Here is a 16,652-nt window from a genome sequence, read left to right on the forward strand (position 1 = left end):
CGACGTCAGAACGTGCGGCGCAGCGAGAGAAACCACTCGCGCGGGCGGCCGACGGCGCCGGAATTGACCCCGTAGTTCGAGACGTTCTCGCTCTTTCCGGTGTAGTAGAACCTGTCGAACAGGTTGGTGATACCGGTGGCGAGCTGCCAGCCCCTGTCCGGAGATTCGTAAGTCAGCCTCAGATTGAACAGGCTGCGGGCCGCCACCAGGTTGTAGGCATTGTTGACCGAGTTGAAGTAGAACGAAGACTGGTAGTTCCAGTCGAGCCTTGGCGTCAGCGAGCCGATCCCGAGGGCCGCCTCGTACTGGATGCCCGCGCTGGCCTGCCACGAAGGGTTGAACGGCGCCTTGAAGTCCTTCTCGACCAGCGTGGTGGCATCGACGCGGGTGTACCGGAAATGGAGGTAGCCTACCGAACCGTCGATGGTCAGTCCGTTCACCGGCTGGGCGAAAAGTTCGGCTTCCACGCCCCAGACCCTGGCATCTCCCGCATTGGCCGGTTGCGAGCAGGTGGTGCTGACGCTTTCCGGACAGACGAAGCGGTTGATCTGGATGTCTTTGTAGTCATTGTAGAATGCGGTTCCGTTGAAGCGGATACGGCGGCCGAGGAGGTCAGACTTGAAGCCGGCTTCATAGGCGGTAAGGGTTTCTGGCTTGAAGGAGACGATCTGGTCCGGCGTATAGGGGCGCGGATTGATGCCGCCGCCCTTGTAGCCGGTCGCGACCTGCGCATAGGCCATCAGCGCCGGGCTGAAGCGGTAGTTCACGCCGAGGCGGTAATCGACCCGGCTCCCCTTGAACGAACCGACCTTGCCGTCGAGGCCGACCAGCAGGAAGTTCTCTGTCAGGAACGCGCCGCTTGGAAGCGACCCGTCGATGTTGCTGCGGTGGAATTCGTATGTCTTCCTGTCATCGGTGTAGCGAATGCCGCCGATCACGTTGAGATCGGGTGTCAGGTGGAACTCGCTATGCGCGAAGGCGGATATGCTGCGGTTGGTGACCGGGTCGTTTTCCAGGAAATTGAACAGGACGCTGGGGATCAGCACGCGGCCCGAGATCCGGTCGTCGGCATCGTAGTAGTACCCGCCGACAGTGAAATCGACGAGTGAGCCGACGCGGCCCGACAGGCGCAGTTCCTGCGTGAACTGGCGGTGCTCGTAGTCGAACTCCTGCACGAGGATCGATAGCGGCGACCCGTCGAGGTCGATGCCGGTCTGGCCGGTGGCCTTGCGGTATGCGGTGATCGACTTGAGGCTGAGATCGTCGGAAAGCTGCCAGTCGAGAGTTCCGGCGATACCCCAGCTCCTGGCGGAACTGTCGGGGCTGGTGTCGAAGCTGCCGGGCTCTACCTGGTAACTGGTGCCGAATGCGGTGGTGTAGTTGCCGCCTGCAGCGTAATTGGCATAACTCGAATAGGAATGGGCGCCGGTCAGGAACCGGCTGTCGAACGGGATACCGCCGGCCGGATCGTCGGCCACGTAACTGCGCACCCCCGGATTGTTTGCATAAAGCAGCTTGGTGGCCACCTGTTCGGACTTGTTGAGGGCATAGTCTCCCACCAGGTTCACTTCGATCGGCGAACCTTCCGGCGCGTAGCGCAGGGCGAGCCGAGTGCCCTGCACGTCGATCCCGCCTTCGGTGCCGGTCTTGCAATTGCCGCCCGAACTGGTTGCCGGGATTCCGGAATTCGGAAAGACGCAGCCATAGTCGAGCAGGTCCAGATATCCGTCGGTGTGCCGCGATACGCCGGAGATACGCGCATAGAAGCCGTCGGCGATGGTGAAGCCGGCGCTGCCGCGAAGGTCTATGCGCCCGAAGCTGCCGGTCGTGGCTTCCACGAAACCGCCGCCCTGTTCATCCGGCTTGCGGCTGAACAGCTTGACCGAGCCGCCGATCGAATTCTTGCCCGAGAGGGTGCCTTGCGGGCCGCGCAGCACTTCCACTCGGTCCAGATCGTTGAGGTCCAGGATCGCGCCGAAAGTCGTGCCGTAATAGACATCGTCGATATAGATGCCGACGCCGGGCTCCAGCGCGAAACTGGAATCGCTTTGGCCGATGCCCCGGATGAAAGCCTGAACCGCGCTGCCGTTTAGCCCGGTTGCCGCTGAAAGGTTGACGTTGGGTGCAACCGCCGTGAGGTCGGTGACGCTTGCCACGTTCTTGGCGGCGAGTTCTGCCCCGGTCGTTGCCGTGATCGCGATCGGGGTGTCCTGAAGACGCTGCGCGCGGAACTGGGCGGTGACGATGATCTCGGGCGTTGATACTACGGCCGCCTCGCTGCCGGCCGGCCCTGTCCTTGCCGTCTGTGCGTGGGCGAGGGGCGGGGTCGCAGCGGTGGCGACCAGGCCTGCGGCAAGTGCGGCCCAGGTCGTCCCGCACCTGTAAGAACCGGTACTGGCGCGTGGCATAGTTCCATTCTCCCCTCTCGCCCTCGGGATGGACGCCAGACTGCGGCGCGCCGCGTCCCCTTGGCCGCAGCCCGGCTTCTCCCGATCGGGCTTTGTTTTCGTTGTCGGCCGCTTTGGTGGGCCGTTCAGATGCGGCAGATTCGCCGGTATCGAGCGGTGCTGCCAGTCAAAATAGTAACGATCGTTATGAACATGTCAACTCGGTTTGCCTTGGGCCAGTTGCTCGGCCGAAACCCAGGCGCCATGGACCTGAGCCCGCATCGGCACCGGCATGGGGACGCGGGCAACCGGGCCTTTCGCGATGTCTGCGCCATCGACGATCCAGAGTTCGGAGGCGAAGCTGTCCGGCCCGGTCCGGCTGTCCACCACGGTCAGCAGCCAGCCGTCCTTGCCCGGCGCGCTCGCAGGAACGTGCACCGGTTCGTTTATCGCCATTTCGGGGCCGAGCGGCATCGCATCGACCCTGCCGTTGCCGGGCTCTATCCGCAGCATCATGTTGAAGGCGGCGCCGACCGGCCCGCCCGGCAGCGGCGGCCCGCCTTGCGGATTGACGGTCAGGTACCAGGCCGAGCGATAGGGGCGTCCCTGATCGGCATCCCGCAAGCGGGGCATGTCTCCGGGAGGGCCGATCACGCGGGATTCGAACGTGTCTCCGGGCTTTGTCAGGTCGAAGGTCCAGCGGGTGAGTCCGCCCTGGATTTCGTGCTGGGCGCGGTGCACGCCGCCCGCCTCGCGCATGAAGGCGAAGGCATTGGTGTCGGTCAGGCAGATGTCGAGATGGACCAGATCGCCATCGTCGAAAGCGTTCACGAGGTGGAATGCGGAAACGCCCCTGGGGCCCTTGAACCAGCGCATTTCGTCCACCTTGCCGTAGCGCGGCATGATGGCGACCCAGCTTTCCAGATCCTGCCGGTGCGCCCAGTGCGGGCCTCCGGCCCTGAGGCGATCGAGGTCGGCCGTGGTCGGGAAGATCGGGAACACCGCATGGCGCTCGGTTATGGCGAAGTCGTGGATGGTGGAGCAGTAGGGCTGCTGGAACCACTGTTCGGAAACGAGTTTGCCGTCCCGATCGGCGATGCAATAGGCGACATCGGTGCTGCACAGGCCGCCGGCTTCGTAGCCGAAGAAGAACAGTTCGCCGGTTTCGGGATCGAGGCGGGGGTGCGCGGTGAAGGTTTCGGACTTCAGCGCGCCGTAATAGTCCCAGCGTCCACGGGTTTCGAGGGTTTCGGGATCGATCTCGTAAGCGAGGCCGTCCTCCTTGGTCATGAACAGACGGCCCGCGTGCCAGACCGGCGTGGTATTGGCGACGGTGCGGTCGATACCGGCTGCCTCGGGCGTATCGGTGAAGGGATTGCGGTACTGGCCGAAGATCGCACGGCGCGCGGCCTTTTCGGCCTTGTAGCGGGCAGTTTCGACATAGCGTATCGCATAATCGACCTTGCCGTCCCGGATGGTGAATTTCCCGATCATGCCGTCGCCCGAAAGCGCGATGTCATCGCCGAACAACGGCGCATGGGCGGGGTCCGGCACGGCGCGGAAGAAGGCGCCATCGATGTCAGCGGGAATTTCGCCGATCACGTCGAGATTGCGGGCCGACCACTCGATGCCGATGGGCTTGTTGAGCCCGGTGAAATGAATGGTATCCGGGAATTGGGCCATGGTTCGATCCTCTCCGGTTGTCAGGTCTTCGGTCATGCGCTGCGTTTCAGCGCGGCGAGGATATGGTCCGCGCCCTTGTCCCCCACCATGATCGCGGTGGCATTGGTGTTGCCCGCCGGCAGCGTCGGAAATACCGAGGCATCGGCCACCCAGAGCCCGTCCACGCCGCGCACCGCCAGATCCGGGTCGACAACGGCCATCGCATCGCCGGCCGCGCCGATCCGGGCTGTGCCCACGGGGTGATAGAGCGGGATAGAGGCGAGCTTTACATAGTCCCGCAGCGCCTCGGCACTATCGAGCGCGGCTCCGGGCCGGACCTCGCCGGTGATGGATCCGGCTATTGGCGATGCGGCCATGATCCGGCGTGCGATGCCGATGCCTTCCACGATCTGGTCGATGTCGTCCTCGCTGCCGAGTTGGCGATGTTCTATCGCCGGAGGGGCAAGCGGATCGTTGGACCGCAGGGATATGCGCCCGCGATGCGAGGGCCGCATGAGGCCGACAAGGGTCGAGACGGCGGCATCCTTGCGCAGCATCAGCCGTCCGCTTTCGTCGAAATCGAAGGCGAAGGCGGCAAAGGAGATTTGCAGGTTCGGCGCGGGCAGGCCTTCCCGGCTGCGGACGAACGCCTGTGCATGGCCGATCGGGGTGGTGAGCGCGCCCCGGCGTGCCAGCACATAGCGGAGCACCTGCCAGGCGCCACGCAGGCCCTGCGCATCGGTGTTGAGCGTGCGTGCCGAGACCGTGTTGACGAGGTGCGTGCCGACATGGTCCTGCAAGTTGCGGCCCACGCCCGGCAGGTCCTGCTTCACCGGCAGGCCCATGTCGCGCAAATGCTCCTGCGGGCCGAGGCCGGAAAGCATGAGCAGGCGCGGCGTGTTCATCGATCCCGCGCTGAGCACCACGCCGCCGCGCGCGTGGAGGGTGAAGTCCTGGCCGTCCCGCCGGATTTTCACGCCGACCGCACGGCCGTTTTCCACCAGCACGCGCAGGACCTGGCACCGGGTTTCCACGCGAAGCCTGCCGCCGTGATTTCGCCCTTCGAGATAGCCGCGCGCGGCCGAGCAGCGCTGGCCGCCACGCTGCGACACCTGTACGCGGTCCACGCCTTCGGCATCTTCGCCGTTAAGGTCGCGCGAACGCGGGATGCCGGCTTCCCCTGCCGCCTCGATCCACCGTTCGGTGATTGGATAGCGCGCCCGCACTTCGCTGACGCCGATCGGCCCGCCAGTGCCGCGCCATGCATCGGCACCGCGTTCGTTGTCCTCCAGCCTGCGGAAATAGGGCAGGACGCTGGCATAGTCCCAGCCGCGAGCGCCGCATTCGGCCCAGTGGTCGTAATCCCAGCGGTGCCCGCGTATGAACATCATGCCGTTCAGCGCGCTGCCGCCGCCGAGCATCTTTCCCGCCGGCCACACGTCCACGCGCCCGCCCAGCGAAGGGTCCGGCTCCACCTTGTAGCACCAGTCGAAATCGGGGTTCTGCACCAGCGAACTGGTAAGCGCGGGCACGCGCGACTTGAGGATGCGGTCGCTGCCGCCCGCTTCCACGAGCACGGTACGAATGCCGGCTTCGGCAAGCCGCCCGGCCATCGCCGCCCCGGCAGAACCGCCGCCCACGACGATGATGTCTGTCTCGTCCATCGCGCGGTTCCTCAATAGTTGGACAGGACGGTGAGGCTGGGCGCATCGAGCGGCTTGCCTTCCGCCCTGAGGTTCAGTTCGCGGCTGCGGACCTTGCCCTGTTCGTCGATCAGGTAGGCGTGGATGGCCTTGGCATCCTCCTTCGAGATCACGTCGTCCCAGCGGGGCATCCCGGCCGGAACGAACAGCCCTTCGAGCACGATACGGTCGAAGGCCGCGTGCGTTTCAGGCGCCATCCGGCGCAAGTCCGGCACGGGCGCGCGGAGCTGGTTGGAATGGCACATCGAACAGTTTCCGAAGAACACCGCCTGCCCGCGAGCGATCACTGCCGGGGTCACGCCGGGCGCCTGGGGTGGCGGCGGCGGAGCCACTTCCAGGGCCGGCAGCGGATCGGGTCTGGTCACCGCGCCGCCGTCCAGCCTGAACACCAGCAGCCGGTTCGCGTTTCCATACCTGTAGGCGGCCGAATAGCGCGGCACATAGCTCCAGCCCCCGCCGCCGAAGCCGGTCGCCACGGCAACATACTGCACGCCCTTGACCCGGTAGGTCATCGGTGCGGCCATGATCGAGCTGCCGGTGTCGATGGACTTGAGCACTTTGCCGCTGTCTGCATCCCGGGCCACGAACCGCCCACCTATGGAGCCGTGGAAGACCAGCCCGGTGGTGGTCGCCAACATGCCGGGGCGGTCCTGCCAACCTTCGGTGTCCACGGTCCAGCGGGCCTTCCCGGTCAGCGGATCGATGGCGCGGATCTGCGCGCTGTAGGGCTGCTTCTCCACCCACTTCCACTCGGGAAGGGCGCGAACCTGATCCTGCATCGGCTTGGGGAGCGTGGGCAGCAATGCCTTGAGATCGGCGGTGAACAGCAGCGCGGTTTCGACGTTGAGCGCTTTGGGCCGCCGTGCGTCGCCCTTGTCCAGCGGCGGTGTCGCGAACATCAGGTTGCCCATGTCCAGCACCGAGGCGAAGTAGAGCCCGCGCCCGGGATCGTAAGCGGCAGGATACCAGTTGCGCGCGCCCGGAGAGGCGGGGAAGACGATCTTCGGACCCTGCCAGTAGGCGGAGCCTTCCGGCGTCTTGTCAGGCCGGCCGGTCTTGAGGTCGTAGCCCTTGGCCCAGCTCGTGCGGACCAGGGCGTTGACGGCGAGCGGCTTGCCGGTTTCCCGGTCGATCACGAAGAGGAAGCCGTTCTTCGGCGAATGGATCACGACCGGGCGCCGCCTGCCGTCGATGTCCAGATCGGTGAACAGCATCGGCTGGGTGGCAGTGAAGTCCCAGGCGTCGCCCGGTGTCTCCTGATAGTGCCATTTCACCCGTCCGGTCTTGCGGTCGAGCGCGACGAGCGAGGACAAGTAGAGGTTGTCGCCCCCGCCGGGGGACCGCCGCATGATGTTGTAGGGGCCGCCGTTGCCCACGCCGATGATGACAGTGTCGAACCGCGCATCATAGTTGATGGCATCCCACACGGAGCCGCCGCCGCCGATGTCCCAGCGGCTGTCCGGCGACCATGTCTTTGCGGCCTTGTCCAGCGCGGCATTCTCCTGTGGGCCGAGCCGGGGATCGTGGGGCACGGTGAAGAAGCGCCAGGCCTGTTTGCCGGTTGCGAGATCATAGGCGGTAACGTAGCCGCGCACGTCGTACTCGGCACCGGCATTGCCGATGATCACGAGGTTGCCCGCCACTTCCGGCGCGCCGGTAATGGTATAGCCGCGCGAGCGGTCGGTGATCGTGTCGACTTTCCATGCGACTTTGCCGGTCTTCGCGTCGAGCGCGTAGAGCCAGCCGTCCAGCGTGCCGACCATGACCTTGCCGCCGGCCACCGCGACACCGCGATTGGCCTGGTCGCAGCAGGCGGACCGGTTGGCCTGCATGTCCACCTCGGGTTCGAACGACCAGAGCGGCGTTCCGTTCGCCGCGTCCAGTGCATAGACGCGGCCCAGGTTGCCGCTGGTGTACATGATCCCGTCGATCACCACCGGCGTCGCTTCCTGCACGCGGTTGGTGCCGAGATCGTGGGACCACGCCAGGCCCAGGCGCGAGACGTTGCCCTTGTCGATCTCGGTAAGGGCGGAGAAGTGCGTGGCCTCGGCATTGCCCTTGGGGGAAGGCCAGTCGTCCCCCGTGCCGGCGGCGGGTTTGGCGCCGGAACAGGCTGCGAGCAGCGTGGCGGGAACCAGTACAAGTGAAAGGCGGATCATTGCGGCCATGCTCCCCGGTGCTGCAGCATCACGTCGCGGAGCGAGCGGGGCGGACGGCCTGAGAGACGCTCGACGTGATCGGTGCAGCGCGCGAAGAACCCTTCACGGATCGCGGTGCCGAACGTCACCATGTCGTCGCTGGACCATGGGATCGGGCCATCGGGAACGATATCGGAGGCATGGCGCGGCACGCCCAGGGAATCGAAGTAGGCGAACATCGCCTCGTCATCGACGTGCTCGACTGTGATGGGCTTGCCGGCGATCCCGCTTGCCATCGCGAGCGCTTCGGGGATGGAGAGCAGCTCGGGACCGGTGAGGGTATAGGCGCGGTTCCCGTGCCCGTCCTGCGTCAGCACGCCGACGGCGGATGCCACGCAATCGTCCCGGCTCACGAAGCCGACCTTTCCATCGGCACAGTTGTCCGGCTTGTGGCCGGCCGCGAGCGCTGGAATGACCATGGCGAGGGCGATGGCCTCGGAATACTGGCTGTCTCGCAGATGGGTCCACTGCGCGCCGGACGCCTCGACGATCTCTTCCGTGGCACGGTGATCGTGCCGGACGATGGCGGGATTGCCGGGCGCGTCGGCAGAAATCAGCGAGGTGTAGACGATGTGACGCACCCCGGCCTGAACTGCCGCGTCCACCGCATGGCGATGCTGGCCCACGCGCGTGCCGACGCGCGCGGTGCTGATGAGCAGCATCCTTTCGCCGTCCGCCATGGCATGGGGCAGGGAGGTGGGATCGTCGAAGTCCGCCGCGCGGACCTGCGCACCTGCCTCGGCAAGGGACTTGAGCTTCTCCGGCGTCCTGGTCAGGAATATGAGGTCTTCCGGCGCGCAGCGTTCGAGCAGCAGCCCGGCCGCGGCCTTGCCGAAGGCGCCCGAAGCGCCGGTAACGATGATCTTGCCCACGTGTCCCTCTCGCTCGCGCCCCGATTCCCGTGAGGTCGCTTGCGAACAATAGTAACGAGTGTTACGGTGTGGTCAAGGCACACAAATCAGGGAGAGAATGACATTGCCGCTGCTGCCGATTGAAGACCGACTGGCGCTTCAGGACCTGATCGCCGATTATAGCTGGGCGCTCGACACAGGCGACGTCGAGGCGCTGGTTTCCTGCTTCACGCCGGATGCCCGGATGGTGGAGGAGGTCTTCGAGGACCCCGATATCTGGGAAGGGCACGAAGGCATTCGCGGGATTGCGGAGCATTACCGCAACGCGCCGGGGTTTCCGGGGCGGCAGCATCACGTCACCCAGATCCAGTACCGCCCCCAGGACGACGGCTCCGTGAAGATGCGCGCCTTTGCCTTCGTGACCGAGTGCGAAGGCGAGCCGCCCTATGTCCTGCGCTTCACCGGCTGGTATGACGATCATGCGGTGCGCTGCGAGGACGGGCGCTGGCGCTTTCATCGGCGCACGGTGCGGCTGTGGGATGGGGAAGTGCTGCGCAACTTCCCGGGGCGCGGCGAATGGGTCGCCCGCAAGCGGCCGGAATCCCTTGTTATCAGGCCGTTGGCCGCAAAACCCAGCTGAAGGCGGGCTCCGGGCGGGGTACAGGCCGGAGCGGCGATGGCCCTGACGCTGTGCCCAGCGCCAGCTCCGCGAAGGCTTCGGGCCAGCAGGGACCGGCGGCGCGGGCGAGCGAGGCCAGCGTTTCTGCCGCCACGGAACAGCGCGTTCTTGGCCGGCGAGCTTCCCGGTGCTGGATCGAGGCCAGTTCCTCGTATCCCGCCTCGCCTGCCACTTCGGCAAACAGCATGTGGTCCGCATGGCGGGTCAGGCCGAATACGCGGGCGGGGCGCCGGGCCAGCAACTGGCGGACGAGGCGCACCCGTTCGCCATGCAGCGCCACCGAATGGGTGCCCAGCGCTGCCGCATGGGCGGCGAAGCGGCGGCCGCTCGCCATCGTGTCGTCGTGAACCAGCAGCACGGCGCCTCCTGCGGGCCGTCCCGCCAGCACGGTGCCGAGCACCGCCAGCGGCGCTGCCGCGGCTGCACCGCCGATCAGGCGGCGGCGGGTAATCCCGGCCGTCACTGCGCTTTCCCCCCATTTGCATCACCCTTGGCGAGGTAGCCTGCGATCAGCCCCATCTGCTCGTCGCTCACTTCGCCGCGCGGGATCGCCGGCATGTTGCCGATGCCGATGCGCGCGGCCTGCACCACGAAATCTGCGCTGAGATCCTTGCGCTTTTCCAGAGCCGGTTCGTCCACCCGCCGCGCGAGCAGCCCGGTGCCCATGCCGACCGGGCCGTGGCACATCGCGCATTTCTCGATGAAGAGCCGCTCGCCCGGGCCGGCATCCGGCCGCGATGCCAGCGTTACCGGCGGGGGCATGGGCGGCGGTCCCTTGACGGCAGGCCCGGCGGAGGCGCCGTCCTTCGTGCCGCCGCAACCGGCGAGCAGGGAGAGCGCGAGCAGGGGGGGCAGTGCCTTCCTCATGCCGCTGCCTCCGCCGCTTTCGCGGGCCGGATGCCGCTCTTGCCCGGCGCGATGATGCCCATGGGATCGAGCGCCGTCTTCACGCGCTCGTTCAGCCGCAGCAGCGCGTGGTCGTTGAAATCGTAGGTTCCGGCAACAAGGTCCATATAGTCCAGATGCGTGCGATATTCGCCGTAACCCTGCGCTCTCGCGTCGGCGATGAGCTGGCGCAGGAAGGGATCGACCTTGCGCATCATCGCCTCGTCGTCCTTGTTCAGGAGCACGGCGTTGACGTTGATGAGGTGGCGTTCTCCGAAGGCGAAGCTGGCCTGATAGTCCATGCCGTGTTCGCGGTAGCGCGCGTAAGTCCGCTTGAACTGCGCCATGGCGGCGCTGCCCGATTGTGGCAGCACCGGGGAGAAGCCTAGATGCCCGCCCCGGCCGCCGTGCCAGTTGGCGTTCTGCATCGGGAAAGTGACCGGCGTGCCCGTCCAGCCCGAGGCTTCCAGCGGTGCCCCGCGCTTCCATTCGGCAGGCCGCAGGCTCATCGGCCTGAGGCGCTGCATCTCCTGCTCCAGCACGGCATAGGCGGCCTTGTTCACGCTTTCGCGGCCATAGAGCCGTAGGCTCACGCCCCACCAGCCGACCTTGTACTTGTCGCGGATCGCCTGGATCACGCTGTCGCTGATCGCGCCGGGGTCCTTCGTCCACTGGTCGCGCGTGGTCAGTACGGCGGCGGCGCGCAGCCAGTTGCCGATGGTGGGCGATTGCTGGAGCAGCCCCTCGCGCCGCAGCGGGGCGATCGCGTCGATCAGCGGGCCTAGGTCTTCCGGGCGGTCGAACTCCACGTCCATGCCCATCAGCGATTCCGGCTCCGGCATCAGCCAGAGCCCCATCTTGGTGACGACGCCGAAGTTGGACTGGACGAAGAGCTGGTCCCAGGCCGGGCCGAAGCCGTAGCGATAGAGCTGCCATGTCGGCGAACCGTCCATCGCGCCCATGCCGGTGCGCAGCAGGGTGCCGTCCGCCAGCACCACTTCCATGCCGCAGATCTTGCTCGTGTTCTCGCCATATGGCGTATAGCCGACCCCGCGGTCGAGCGCGTTGCCGACCACCGAACCCCACGAATTTCCGGGCGTGGACAGCCAGTGCTTCATGCCGCGCGCCTGAAGGAAATCGTAGAGATCGTAGAAGCCTACGCCCGGTTCCAGCAGGACGGTTCCGTTGGCCTCGTCGTATTCGATCCTCTTCATGCGGGAGAGATCGAGGATCACCGACCCGGCAAGCACCGGCGCGCTGCCGCCATAGCCCAGGTTCTTGCCCCGGCTGATCGGCCAGAGCGGGATGCGGTGCTCGCGGGCGATCCGCATCACCGCCTGTATCTCCTCGACCGTGGCGGGGGCTACCGCACCTGCAGGATGGTGCAAGGCGTCGTCTACCGCGAACTTGTCCTGATAGGCCGCGATGTCGGTTTCATCGAAGTAGACGTGAGCGGCACCTAGAGCGGACTGAAAGGCACCTAGCGCCTGCCTGGCACGCGCGGGATCGAGCGCGGGAAGGGGCAGGCTCATGGCAGCCTCGCCCACCGCGAAACACTGTCGCGAACCCCGCAGCCACCCTTCCCGTAGCCGCCGTTCATACGGGCACGCGGCGCGCGCACGCTCTCTTCGCCCTTCGAATCCATCTCGCTCCACCGCCCTTTGCAGGCTTGTAATTCATAACGATCGTTATCGTTTCAGATGGAGTCGCGCTTGTCAACGCAGGGATGGAATGCCATTCGCGCAGGGCTCCGTGTCCAGGCGGCATGGACAGGTTTCAGAAGGTTGCCTTTTCAGTCGCTCGATCGAAAGCCGCACTTACGGACACGCCAACGTTCCAGGCATTATTGCTGCCTCGCGCTGGTCATGGCATGTCGTCATGATGATCGAGCGCTATGAACCTCCCTCGGAATTTCTGAAATCGGTCATAGCTGAGCAAGTGCCGCTGGCCGATGGACCGTTTGCTGCTGCGAACCTTGAGAGGCTCATAGAACTCACTCGTGACCCTGATCGCGCAAATCGCGATTGGGCCGTCTTGCTTCTAAGCCAAGAGGGCAGAGGCACATCCGCCGTGCGAGATGCGTTATTTCGTGCCGCATCAGACCCGGACGATTGCGTCAGAGGCGAAGCGATATTGGGGCTTGCCGGTCTTGATCCCATTACCGCGCTCCCATTCTTACAAGCGGAACTCAGAAGGGAATCAATTACGATCCCTGCGCTGGCAGCAGCCAGCATTTGTGCGGACCCTTCATTGATCCCTGATCTGAAAGTATGGGCGGAGCCTTCCGACCAGCCTTACGCAGACAAGCTGGCTGCGGAAGCGCTGGCAGCCTGTGAGCGGGCCGTTCGCTAGCCCGCAATTTTGGTCATTCCGGTCGTGTGCTGGCCTTCCCGAACCGGAACGACCGGATTTCACGATTTTAATCTGAAACTTGCCGTTCGGCGAACGCCCCACAGCGGACTTTCGCGCCTCAGTTTCAGAACTTACAAATCTGACGTCTTCATCAGACCGTTAATCGTCTTCCTCGACCCAAAAAGCAAAAGCTACGGTCTTGCCGAAACCGATAATGCCTCCGTCCTCCAGAACATCAATCGGAGGTAACGGCTCTTCATTTCCTTGGAAGATCAGTCGATGCCTAGATCGATCCCAACCGCTACCTAAACGCACCAACTCATAATGTTTGAAGCGACGTGTTTGCTGCCAAGTTCCTTTGCTGAAAAACTGAGCATCTGGCCCCAATGATGCAAGGGCCTCAGTAACTTCTTCCAAGAGTCCGTTTGGTATCGGACATTCGCCGTGAAGAAGTGATTGGGTTGCAAAAAGCGTCAGCCAAATCGGAGCATCCTCGATGGAAACAGCATGGAAATCCGCTTCTCGACCGCTCGCATCTAATCCGACGTTCGATATAATCGCAGCGATCAACGAATCGTTTTCCAGAGGCTTGGTCCCGACCCACACGCGGCATAATCCCCCCATCGACCGCTCCGCTAAACGTTCTAAAGCGGCTTTGAGCCGGGGTATCGAGCTGTCCTCCATGTCCAGTCACAAGCATTGCAACAAGCAACCTGTCAATGTCCGCGTGAGCCCGACATGCGCCCGTAAGCTGTCATTCTGCATTCCACCCATTCCTGACATAAAGGCCATCTTCCGCAGTTCCTGATAGCTGCCGGTCGGTCGCCACGGGATGTGTCTCGCCGCCTAGCCGTGAATGCGCTCCAGCAGGCTGATCAGGGTCTCGACTTCGGCTTCGGAGAACCGCCGCTTCAGCCAGGCCTCGTGCGCGCGCACGGCCTGGCGGGCCTGCTCCAGCATCTCGGCACCGGCGGGCTGGAGGTGCAGCGCCAGCTTGCGCCGGTCCCCCGGAATGGGTTCGCGCCGCAGCAGGTCGCGCGCGGCGAGGCGGTTGATGATCTCCGTCGTCGTCGCCCGGTCCATCTGGAGGTGCTGCGAGAGATCGGTCTGCGAAAGACCCGGCCAGTCAGCCACCAGCCAGAGCACCGAGACCTGCTTCTGGGTCAGGCCGAGTTCGGAAAAGGTTTCGGTGAAGTGCCGATAGACCGCGCCATGCGCCAGCCGGATATGGAATCCCAGGACCGAATCGAGGTCGCCACGACCCACTTCGGCAACCGCGATCGCGGCGTCTGCGCTGTCTCTGTTCTTGCCCACGGGCGCGATGCTAGCCGCGTTCCCGGTCCGCGCCAAGCGGATTGCGGGCGGAAGTCTGTCTCCTCGCGATATTGTTCGTGGCACGAACATTTCGCTTGTCCGCACCTGCCCCCAGCGTTACTTTTCATGGACGCACGCGGCAGCGCCGTGGCGGGACAATGGGAGATTCGTGATGGCCGGCAACCTTGAACAGGTTCTGCAAAAGGCAGGAAATACCGTGGAAATGCTGCGGAATTCGCAGCTTGGCGCCTATGTCTATCCGGTCGTGGCGCCGGAATTCTCGAACTGGCGCTCGGAACAATGGGCCTGGCAGCACGGCGCCGTCCTGTTCGACCAGTCGCACCACATGGTGAACCTCTACATTCGCGGCAAGGACGCGATGAAGCTACTGTCCGATACGATGATCAACTCGTCCAAGGGGTGGGAGGTCAACAAGGCGAAGCAGTACGTGCCCACCACGCCCTATGGCCACGTCATCGGTGACGGCATCATCTTCTGGCAGGCGCCGGAGGAGTTCTGCTACGTCGGCCGTGCGCCCGCCTCGAACTGGCTGCGCTATCAGGCGGAGCAGGGCTACGACGTCCAACTCGAACTCGACGACCGTTCGCCGATGCGGCCGATGGGCAAGCCGGTCACGCGTTCGGTCTGGCGTTTCCAGATCCAGGGACCGAAAGCCTGGGACGTGATCGAGAAGCTGAACGGCGGCCCGCTGGAGAAGCTGCGCTTCTTCAACATGAGCACCATGAACATTGCCGGAAAGACCATCCGCACCTTGCGCCACGGCATGTCCGGCGCGCCGGGCCTTGAAATCTGGGGCCCTTACGAAGAGCAGGAGGAAGTGCGCGCCGCGATCCTGGAGGCGGGCAAGGAATTCGGCCTGATCGCCTGCGGCAGCCGAGCCTATCCTTCCAACACGCTGGAATCCGGCTGGATTCCCTCGCCGCTTCCGGCCATCTACACGGGCGAAAAGCTCAAGGGATTCCGCGAATGGCTGGGCGCCGACAGCTACGAGGCGACCGGTTCGATCGGCGGCAGCTTCGTGTCGGACAATATCGAGGACTATTACCTCAACCCCTGGGAACTGGGCTATGGGCCGTTCGTGAAGTTCGACCATGACTTCCACGGCCGCGAAGCGCTGGAAGCGCTCGACCCGGCAAGGCAGCGCAAGAAGGTGACGCTGGCCTGGCACCCGGAGGACATGGCGAAGATCATGGCCTCGCTGTTCGATCCGGACGGCGAGCAGTACAAGTTCTTCGACGTGCCGCTGGCGAACTATGCCTCGTCCAACTACGACCGCGTGACCGACGCGGATGGGCGCACCATCGGCCTCTCGATGTTCACCGGCTATTCCTACAACGAGAAGCAGGCGCTTTCGCTTGCCACGGTCGAGCCCGACGTGCCGGTCGGCAGCGAAGTGCGCGTGGTCTGGGGCGAGGAGAACGGCGGCACCCGCAAGTCCACGGTAGAGCCGCACAAGCAGCTTTCGGTGCGCGCGATCGTCTCGCCGGTGCCCTATTCGCGCGTGGCCCGCGAAACCTATCAGGACGGCTGGCGCACCCAGCGCGCCGACGCCTGATCCCGAAAAGGCGGCCGGGCCCTTCAAGCCCGGCCGTTCCTTCAGAACCAGTAAGCGATCGCGCGCATCTCGATCGAGGCGCGGGGCGGGGTTTCCGGCGGGGTCAGCGGGTTGTCGAATGCGACGTGCGGGACGCAGTTGGCGCGGGCGGGGTCGGTGTCGTGGGTCTTGAACACGATGACTTCGCGCGGCGTCATGTCGCTGAACCAGCACCAGCGGTGCCCCGGCGAATGGGCGAGCACCAGTCCTTCGAAGGACCACACATCCACGCCGTCGCGGTCGAAAATGGCGTCTGCGGGCAGCAGGTCTCCGGGGGCGAGGCTGCGCGCGTCGCACAGGGCCAGCGGCACGTCCTGCGGCGGGCCGGAGGTGGCGCGCCAGATGTTGTAATGTGCCGATCGGCGCGGCGCCGCGTTTCCTTCCGGCAGCGAACGGGCGGAAAAGGCGCGCGCGGTCTCTCCCGAGATATCGACATGGGCAAAGCGCGCCGGGCGCGAATTGTCGAGCCGGCCGGAAAGGTTGGAGCGTTCCGCGAATCGGCGCACGCCCGGCGCGGTCACCACCACCAGGTCGGCGCCTGTCAGGCCGGTCAGCAAGTCCACGATTTCCTGCGGATGATGCGCTTTCACCTCTTCGTCGCGGGCGAAATCGGCGATCGAACTAACATGTGAAACAATTTGGAACCCTTCCGAATCCAGGGAAGGTTTTGTGTTCCTCAGATCACTTAGCGACATGCGCCGCGGTGCGAGGACGATGGTGTCGCGTGACGAGTCGTTGGCGCGGTAGGCCATGCGATGGCCGGTTCTCGCGACATAGGCAATTTCTGCATCCATCCCTGTTTTCCGCCTTTTACGTGGTTAAGAAATGGCCAAAATCGGCCCTTCGGTGATTTTGCCATGGTCTTGTCGAAGGGCCTTGATCGGCCGCGATCCGGCAATTTCGATATCAGACACGACAACCCTCTTGCCATCCCAATATTGTATGCCATACAAACAACATATCGCCGGTAAGGGCGGTCAGGAAGCGCAAGGCACGAACAAAGTGT

At 64.7% G+C, this 16,652-nt stretch carries 14 protein-coding genes; 3 read left to right on the forward strand and 11 right to left on the reverse strand.

The annotated features are described in order from the left end of the window. Positions 1-5: 5 nt before the first annotated feature. From ACXJ16_RS25005 to ACXJ16_RS25025, 5 genes are all read right to left on the reverse strand, one after another. A complete protein-coding gene (locus tag ACXJ16_RS25005) occupies positions 6-2,408 on the reverse strand; it encodes a TonB-dependent receptor (protein ID WP_443478521.1) in 2,403 nt (800 codons plus the stop codon). A gap of 195 nt (positions 2,409-2,603) precedes the next feature. Next, complete coding sequence (gene nov2 / locus ACXJ16_RS25010) at positions 2,604-4,070, reverse strand: lignostilbene-alpha,beta-dioxygenase NOV2 (RefSeq protein WP_185999267.1); 1,467 nt, start codon at positions 4,068-4,070, stop codon at positions 2,604-2,606. 32 nt (positions 4,071-4,102) lie between these two features. Then, positions 4,103-5,713 (reverse strand): GMC family oxidoreductase, encoded by a 1,611-nt coding sequence (locus ACXJ16_RS25015; RefSeq protein ID WP_185999268.1) that lies wholly within the window; start codon positions 5,711-5,713, stop codon positions 4,103-4,105. 11 nt (positions 5,714-5,724) lie between these two features. Beyond that, positions 5,725-7,911, reverse strand: a complete 2,187-nt coding sequence (locus ACXJ16_RS25020) for a PQQ-dependent dehydrogenase, methanol/ethanol family (protein ID WP_185999269.1) — start codon at positions 7,909-7,911, stop codon at positions 5,725-5,727. Then, positions 7,908-8,822 carry an NAD(P)H-binding protein gene (locus ACXJ16_RS25025; RefSeq protein ID WP_185999270.1) on the reverse strand — a complete coding sequence of 305 codons (915 nt, stop codon included), beginning with the start codon at positions 8,820-8,822 and terminating at the stop codon, positions 7,908-7,910. The genes ACXJ16_RS25020 and ACXJ16_RS25025 overlap by 4 nt, the downstream gene beginning before the upstream one ends. A gap of 97 nt (positions 8,823-8,919) precedes the next feature. Here ACXJ16_RS25025 and ACXJ16_RS25030 point away from each other — a divergent pair, with 97 nt between their 5' ends. Continuing rightward, the gene (locus tag ACXJ16_RS25030) at positions 8,920-9,441 is read left to right on the forward strand and encodes a nuclear transport factor 2 family protein (protein WP_185999271.1); all 522 of its coding nucleotides are present in this window, start codon (positions 8,920-8,922) and stop codon (positions 9,439-9,441) included. On the opposite strand, the gene ACXJ16_RS25035 is transcribed toward ACXJ16_RS25030, so the two are convergent. Genes ACXJ16_RS25035 through ACXJ16_RS25045 form a run of 3 tightly spaced genes read right to left on the reverse strand, consistent with a single transcriptional unit; the run spans position 9,413 to position 11,897 of the window. Continuing rightward, positions 9,413-9,943 carry a hypothetical protein gene (locus ACXJ16_RS25035; RefSeq protein ID WP_185999272.1) on the reverse strand — a complete coding sequence of 177 codons (531 nt, stop codon included), beginning with the start codon at positions 9,941-9,943 and terminating at the stop codon, positions 9,413-9,415. The genes ACXJ16_RS25030 and ACXJ16_RS25035 overlap by 29 nt on opposite strands. Then, a complete protein-coding gene (locus ACXJ16_RS25040) occupies positions 9,940-10,347 on the reverse strand; it encodes a c-type cytochrome (RefSeq protein ID WP_132469762.1) in 408 nt (135 codons plus the stop codon). Before ACXJ16_RS25040 ends, ACXJ16_RS25035 begins: the two co-directional genes overlap by 4 nt. Next, positions 10,344-11,897 (reverse strand): FAD-binding oxidoreductase, encoded by a 1,554-nt coding sequence (locus tag ACXJ16_RS25045; protein WP_132469763.1) that lies wholly within the window; start codon positions 11,895-11,897, stop codon positions 10,344-10,346. The genes ACXJ16_RS25040 and ACXJ16_RS25045 overlap by 4 nt, the downstream gene beginning before the upstream one ends. Positions 11,898-12,096: 199 nt before the next feature. Between ACXJ16_RS25045 and ACXJ16_RS25050 the strand changes: the two genes are divergently transcribed. Beyond that, positions 12,097-12,717, forward strand: coding sequence for a HEAT repeat domain-containing protein (locus ACXJ16_RS25050; protein WP_292636510.1), 621 nt, complete (start codon positions 12,097-12,099; stop codon positions 12,715-12,717). Positions 12,718-12,876: 159 nt separating this feature from the next. On the opposite strand, the gene ACXJ16_RS25055 is transcribed toward ACXJ16_RS25050, so the two are convergent. After that, positions 12,877-13,401, reverse strand: coding sequence for a hypothetical protein (locus ACXJ16_RS25055; RefSeq protein WP_185999273.1), 525 nt, complete (start codon positions 13,399-13,401; stop codon positions 12,877-12,879). Positions 13,402-13,563: 162 nt separating this feature from the next. After that, positions 13,564-14,031 carry a Saro_0803 family transcriptional regulator gene (locus tag ACXJ16_RS25060; RefSeq protein ID WP_231635696.1) on the reverse strand — a complete coding sequence of 156 codons (468 nt, stop codon included), beginning with the start codon at positions 14,029-14,031 and terminating at the stop codon, positions 13,564-13,566. A gap of 172 nt (positions 14,032-14,203) precedes the next feature. Here ACXJ16_RS25060 and ligM point away from each other — a divergent pair, with 172 nt between their 5' ends. Next, positions 14,204-15,607: a vanillate/3-O-methylgallate O-demethylase gene (ligM, locus tag ACXJ16_RS25065; RefSeq protein ID WP_463922458.1), complete on the forward strand. Its 1,404-nt coding sequence runs from the start codon at positions 14,204-14,206 to the stop codon at positions 15,605-15,607. Between the two features lie 41 nt (positions 15,608-15,648). Here the strand turns inward: ligM and ACXJ16_RS25070 are convergent, their stop codons facing one another. Further along, a complete protein-coding gene (locus ACXJ16_RS25070; RefSeq protein WP_185999274.1) occupies positions 15,649-16,440 on the reverse strand; it encodes a CmcJ/NvfI family oxidoreductase in 792 nt (263 codons plus the stop codon). Positions 16,441-16,652: the final 212 nt, after the last annotated feature.

This window comes from Novosphingobium sp. TK71, from assembly GCF_055361505.1.

Excerpts from the sequence above, each read along its gene's own strand:
- nov2 (WP_185999267.1), bottom strand. The coding sequence starts at position 4,070 with ATGGCCCAATTCCCGGATACCATTCATTTCACCGGGCTCAACAAGCCC.
- ACXJ16_RS25050 (WP_292636510.1), top strand. The coding sequence starts at position 12,097 with ATGCCATTCGCGCAGGGCTCCGTGTCCAGGCGGCATGGACAGGTTTCA.
- ACXJ16_RS25005 (WP_443478521.1), bottom strand. The coding sequence starts at position 2,408 with ATGCCACGCGCCAGTACCGGTTCTTACAGGTGCGGGACGACCTGGGCC.
- ligM (WP_463922458.1), top strand. The coding sequence starts at position 14,204 with ATGGCCGGCAACCTTGAACAGGTTCTGCAAAAGGCAGGAAATACCGTG.
- ACXJ16_RS25020 (WP_185999269.1), bottom strand. The coding sequence starts at position 7,911 with ATGATCCGCCTTTCACTTGTACTGGTTCCCGCCACGCTGCTCGCAGCC.
- ACXJ16_RS25070 (WP_185999274.1), bottom strand. The coding sequence starts at position 16,440 with ATGGATGCAGAAATTGCCTATGTCGCGAGAACCGGCCATCGCATGGCC.
- ACXJ16_RS25045 (WP_132469763.1), bottom strand. The coding sequence starts at position 11,897 with ATGAGCCTGCCCCTTCCCGCGCTCGATCCCGCGCGTGCCAGGCAGGCG.
- ACXJ16_RS25030 (WP_185999271.1), top strand. The coding sequence starts at position 8,920 with ATGACATTGCCGCTGCTGCCGATTGAAGACCGACTGGCGCTTCAGGAC.
- ACXJ16_RS25015 (WP_185999268.1), bottom strand. The coding sequence starts at position 5,713 with ATGGACGAGACAGACATCATCGTCGTGGGCGGCGGTTCTGCCGGGGCG.
- ACXJ16_RS25040 (WP_132469762.1), bottom strand. The coding sequence starts at position 10,347 with ATGAGGAAGGCACTGCCCCCCCTGCTCGCGCTCTCCCTGCTCGCCGGT.
- ACXJ16_RS25055 (WP_185999273.1), bottom strand. The coding sequence starts at position 13,401 with ATGGAGGACAGCTCGATACCCCGGCTCAAAGCCGCTTTAGAACGTTTA.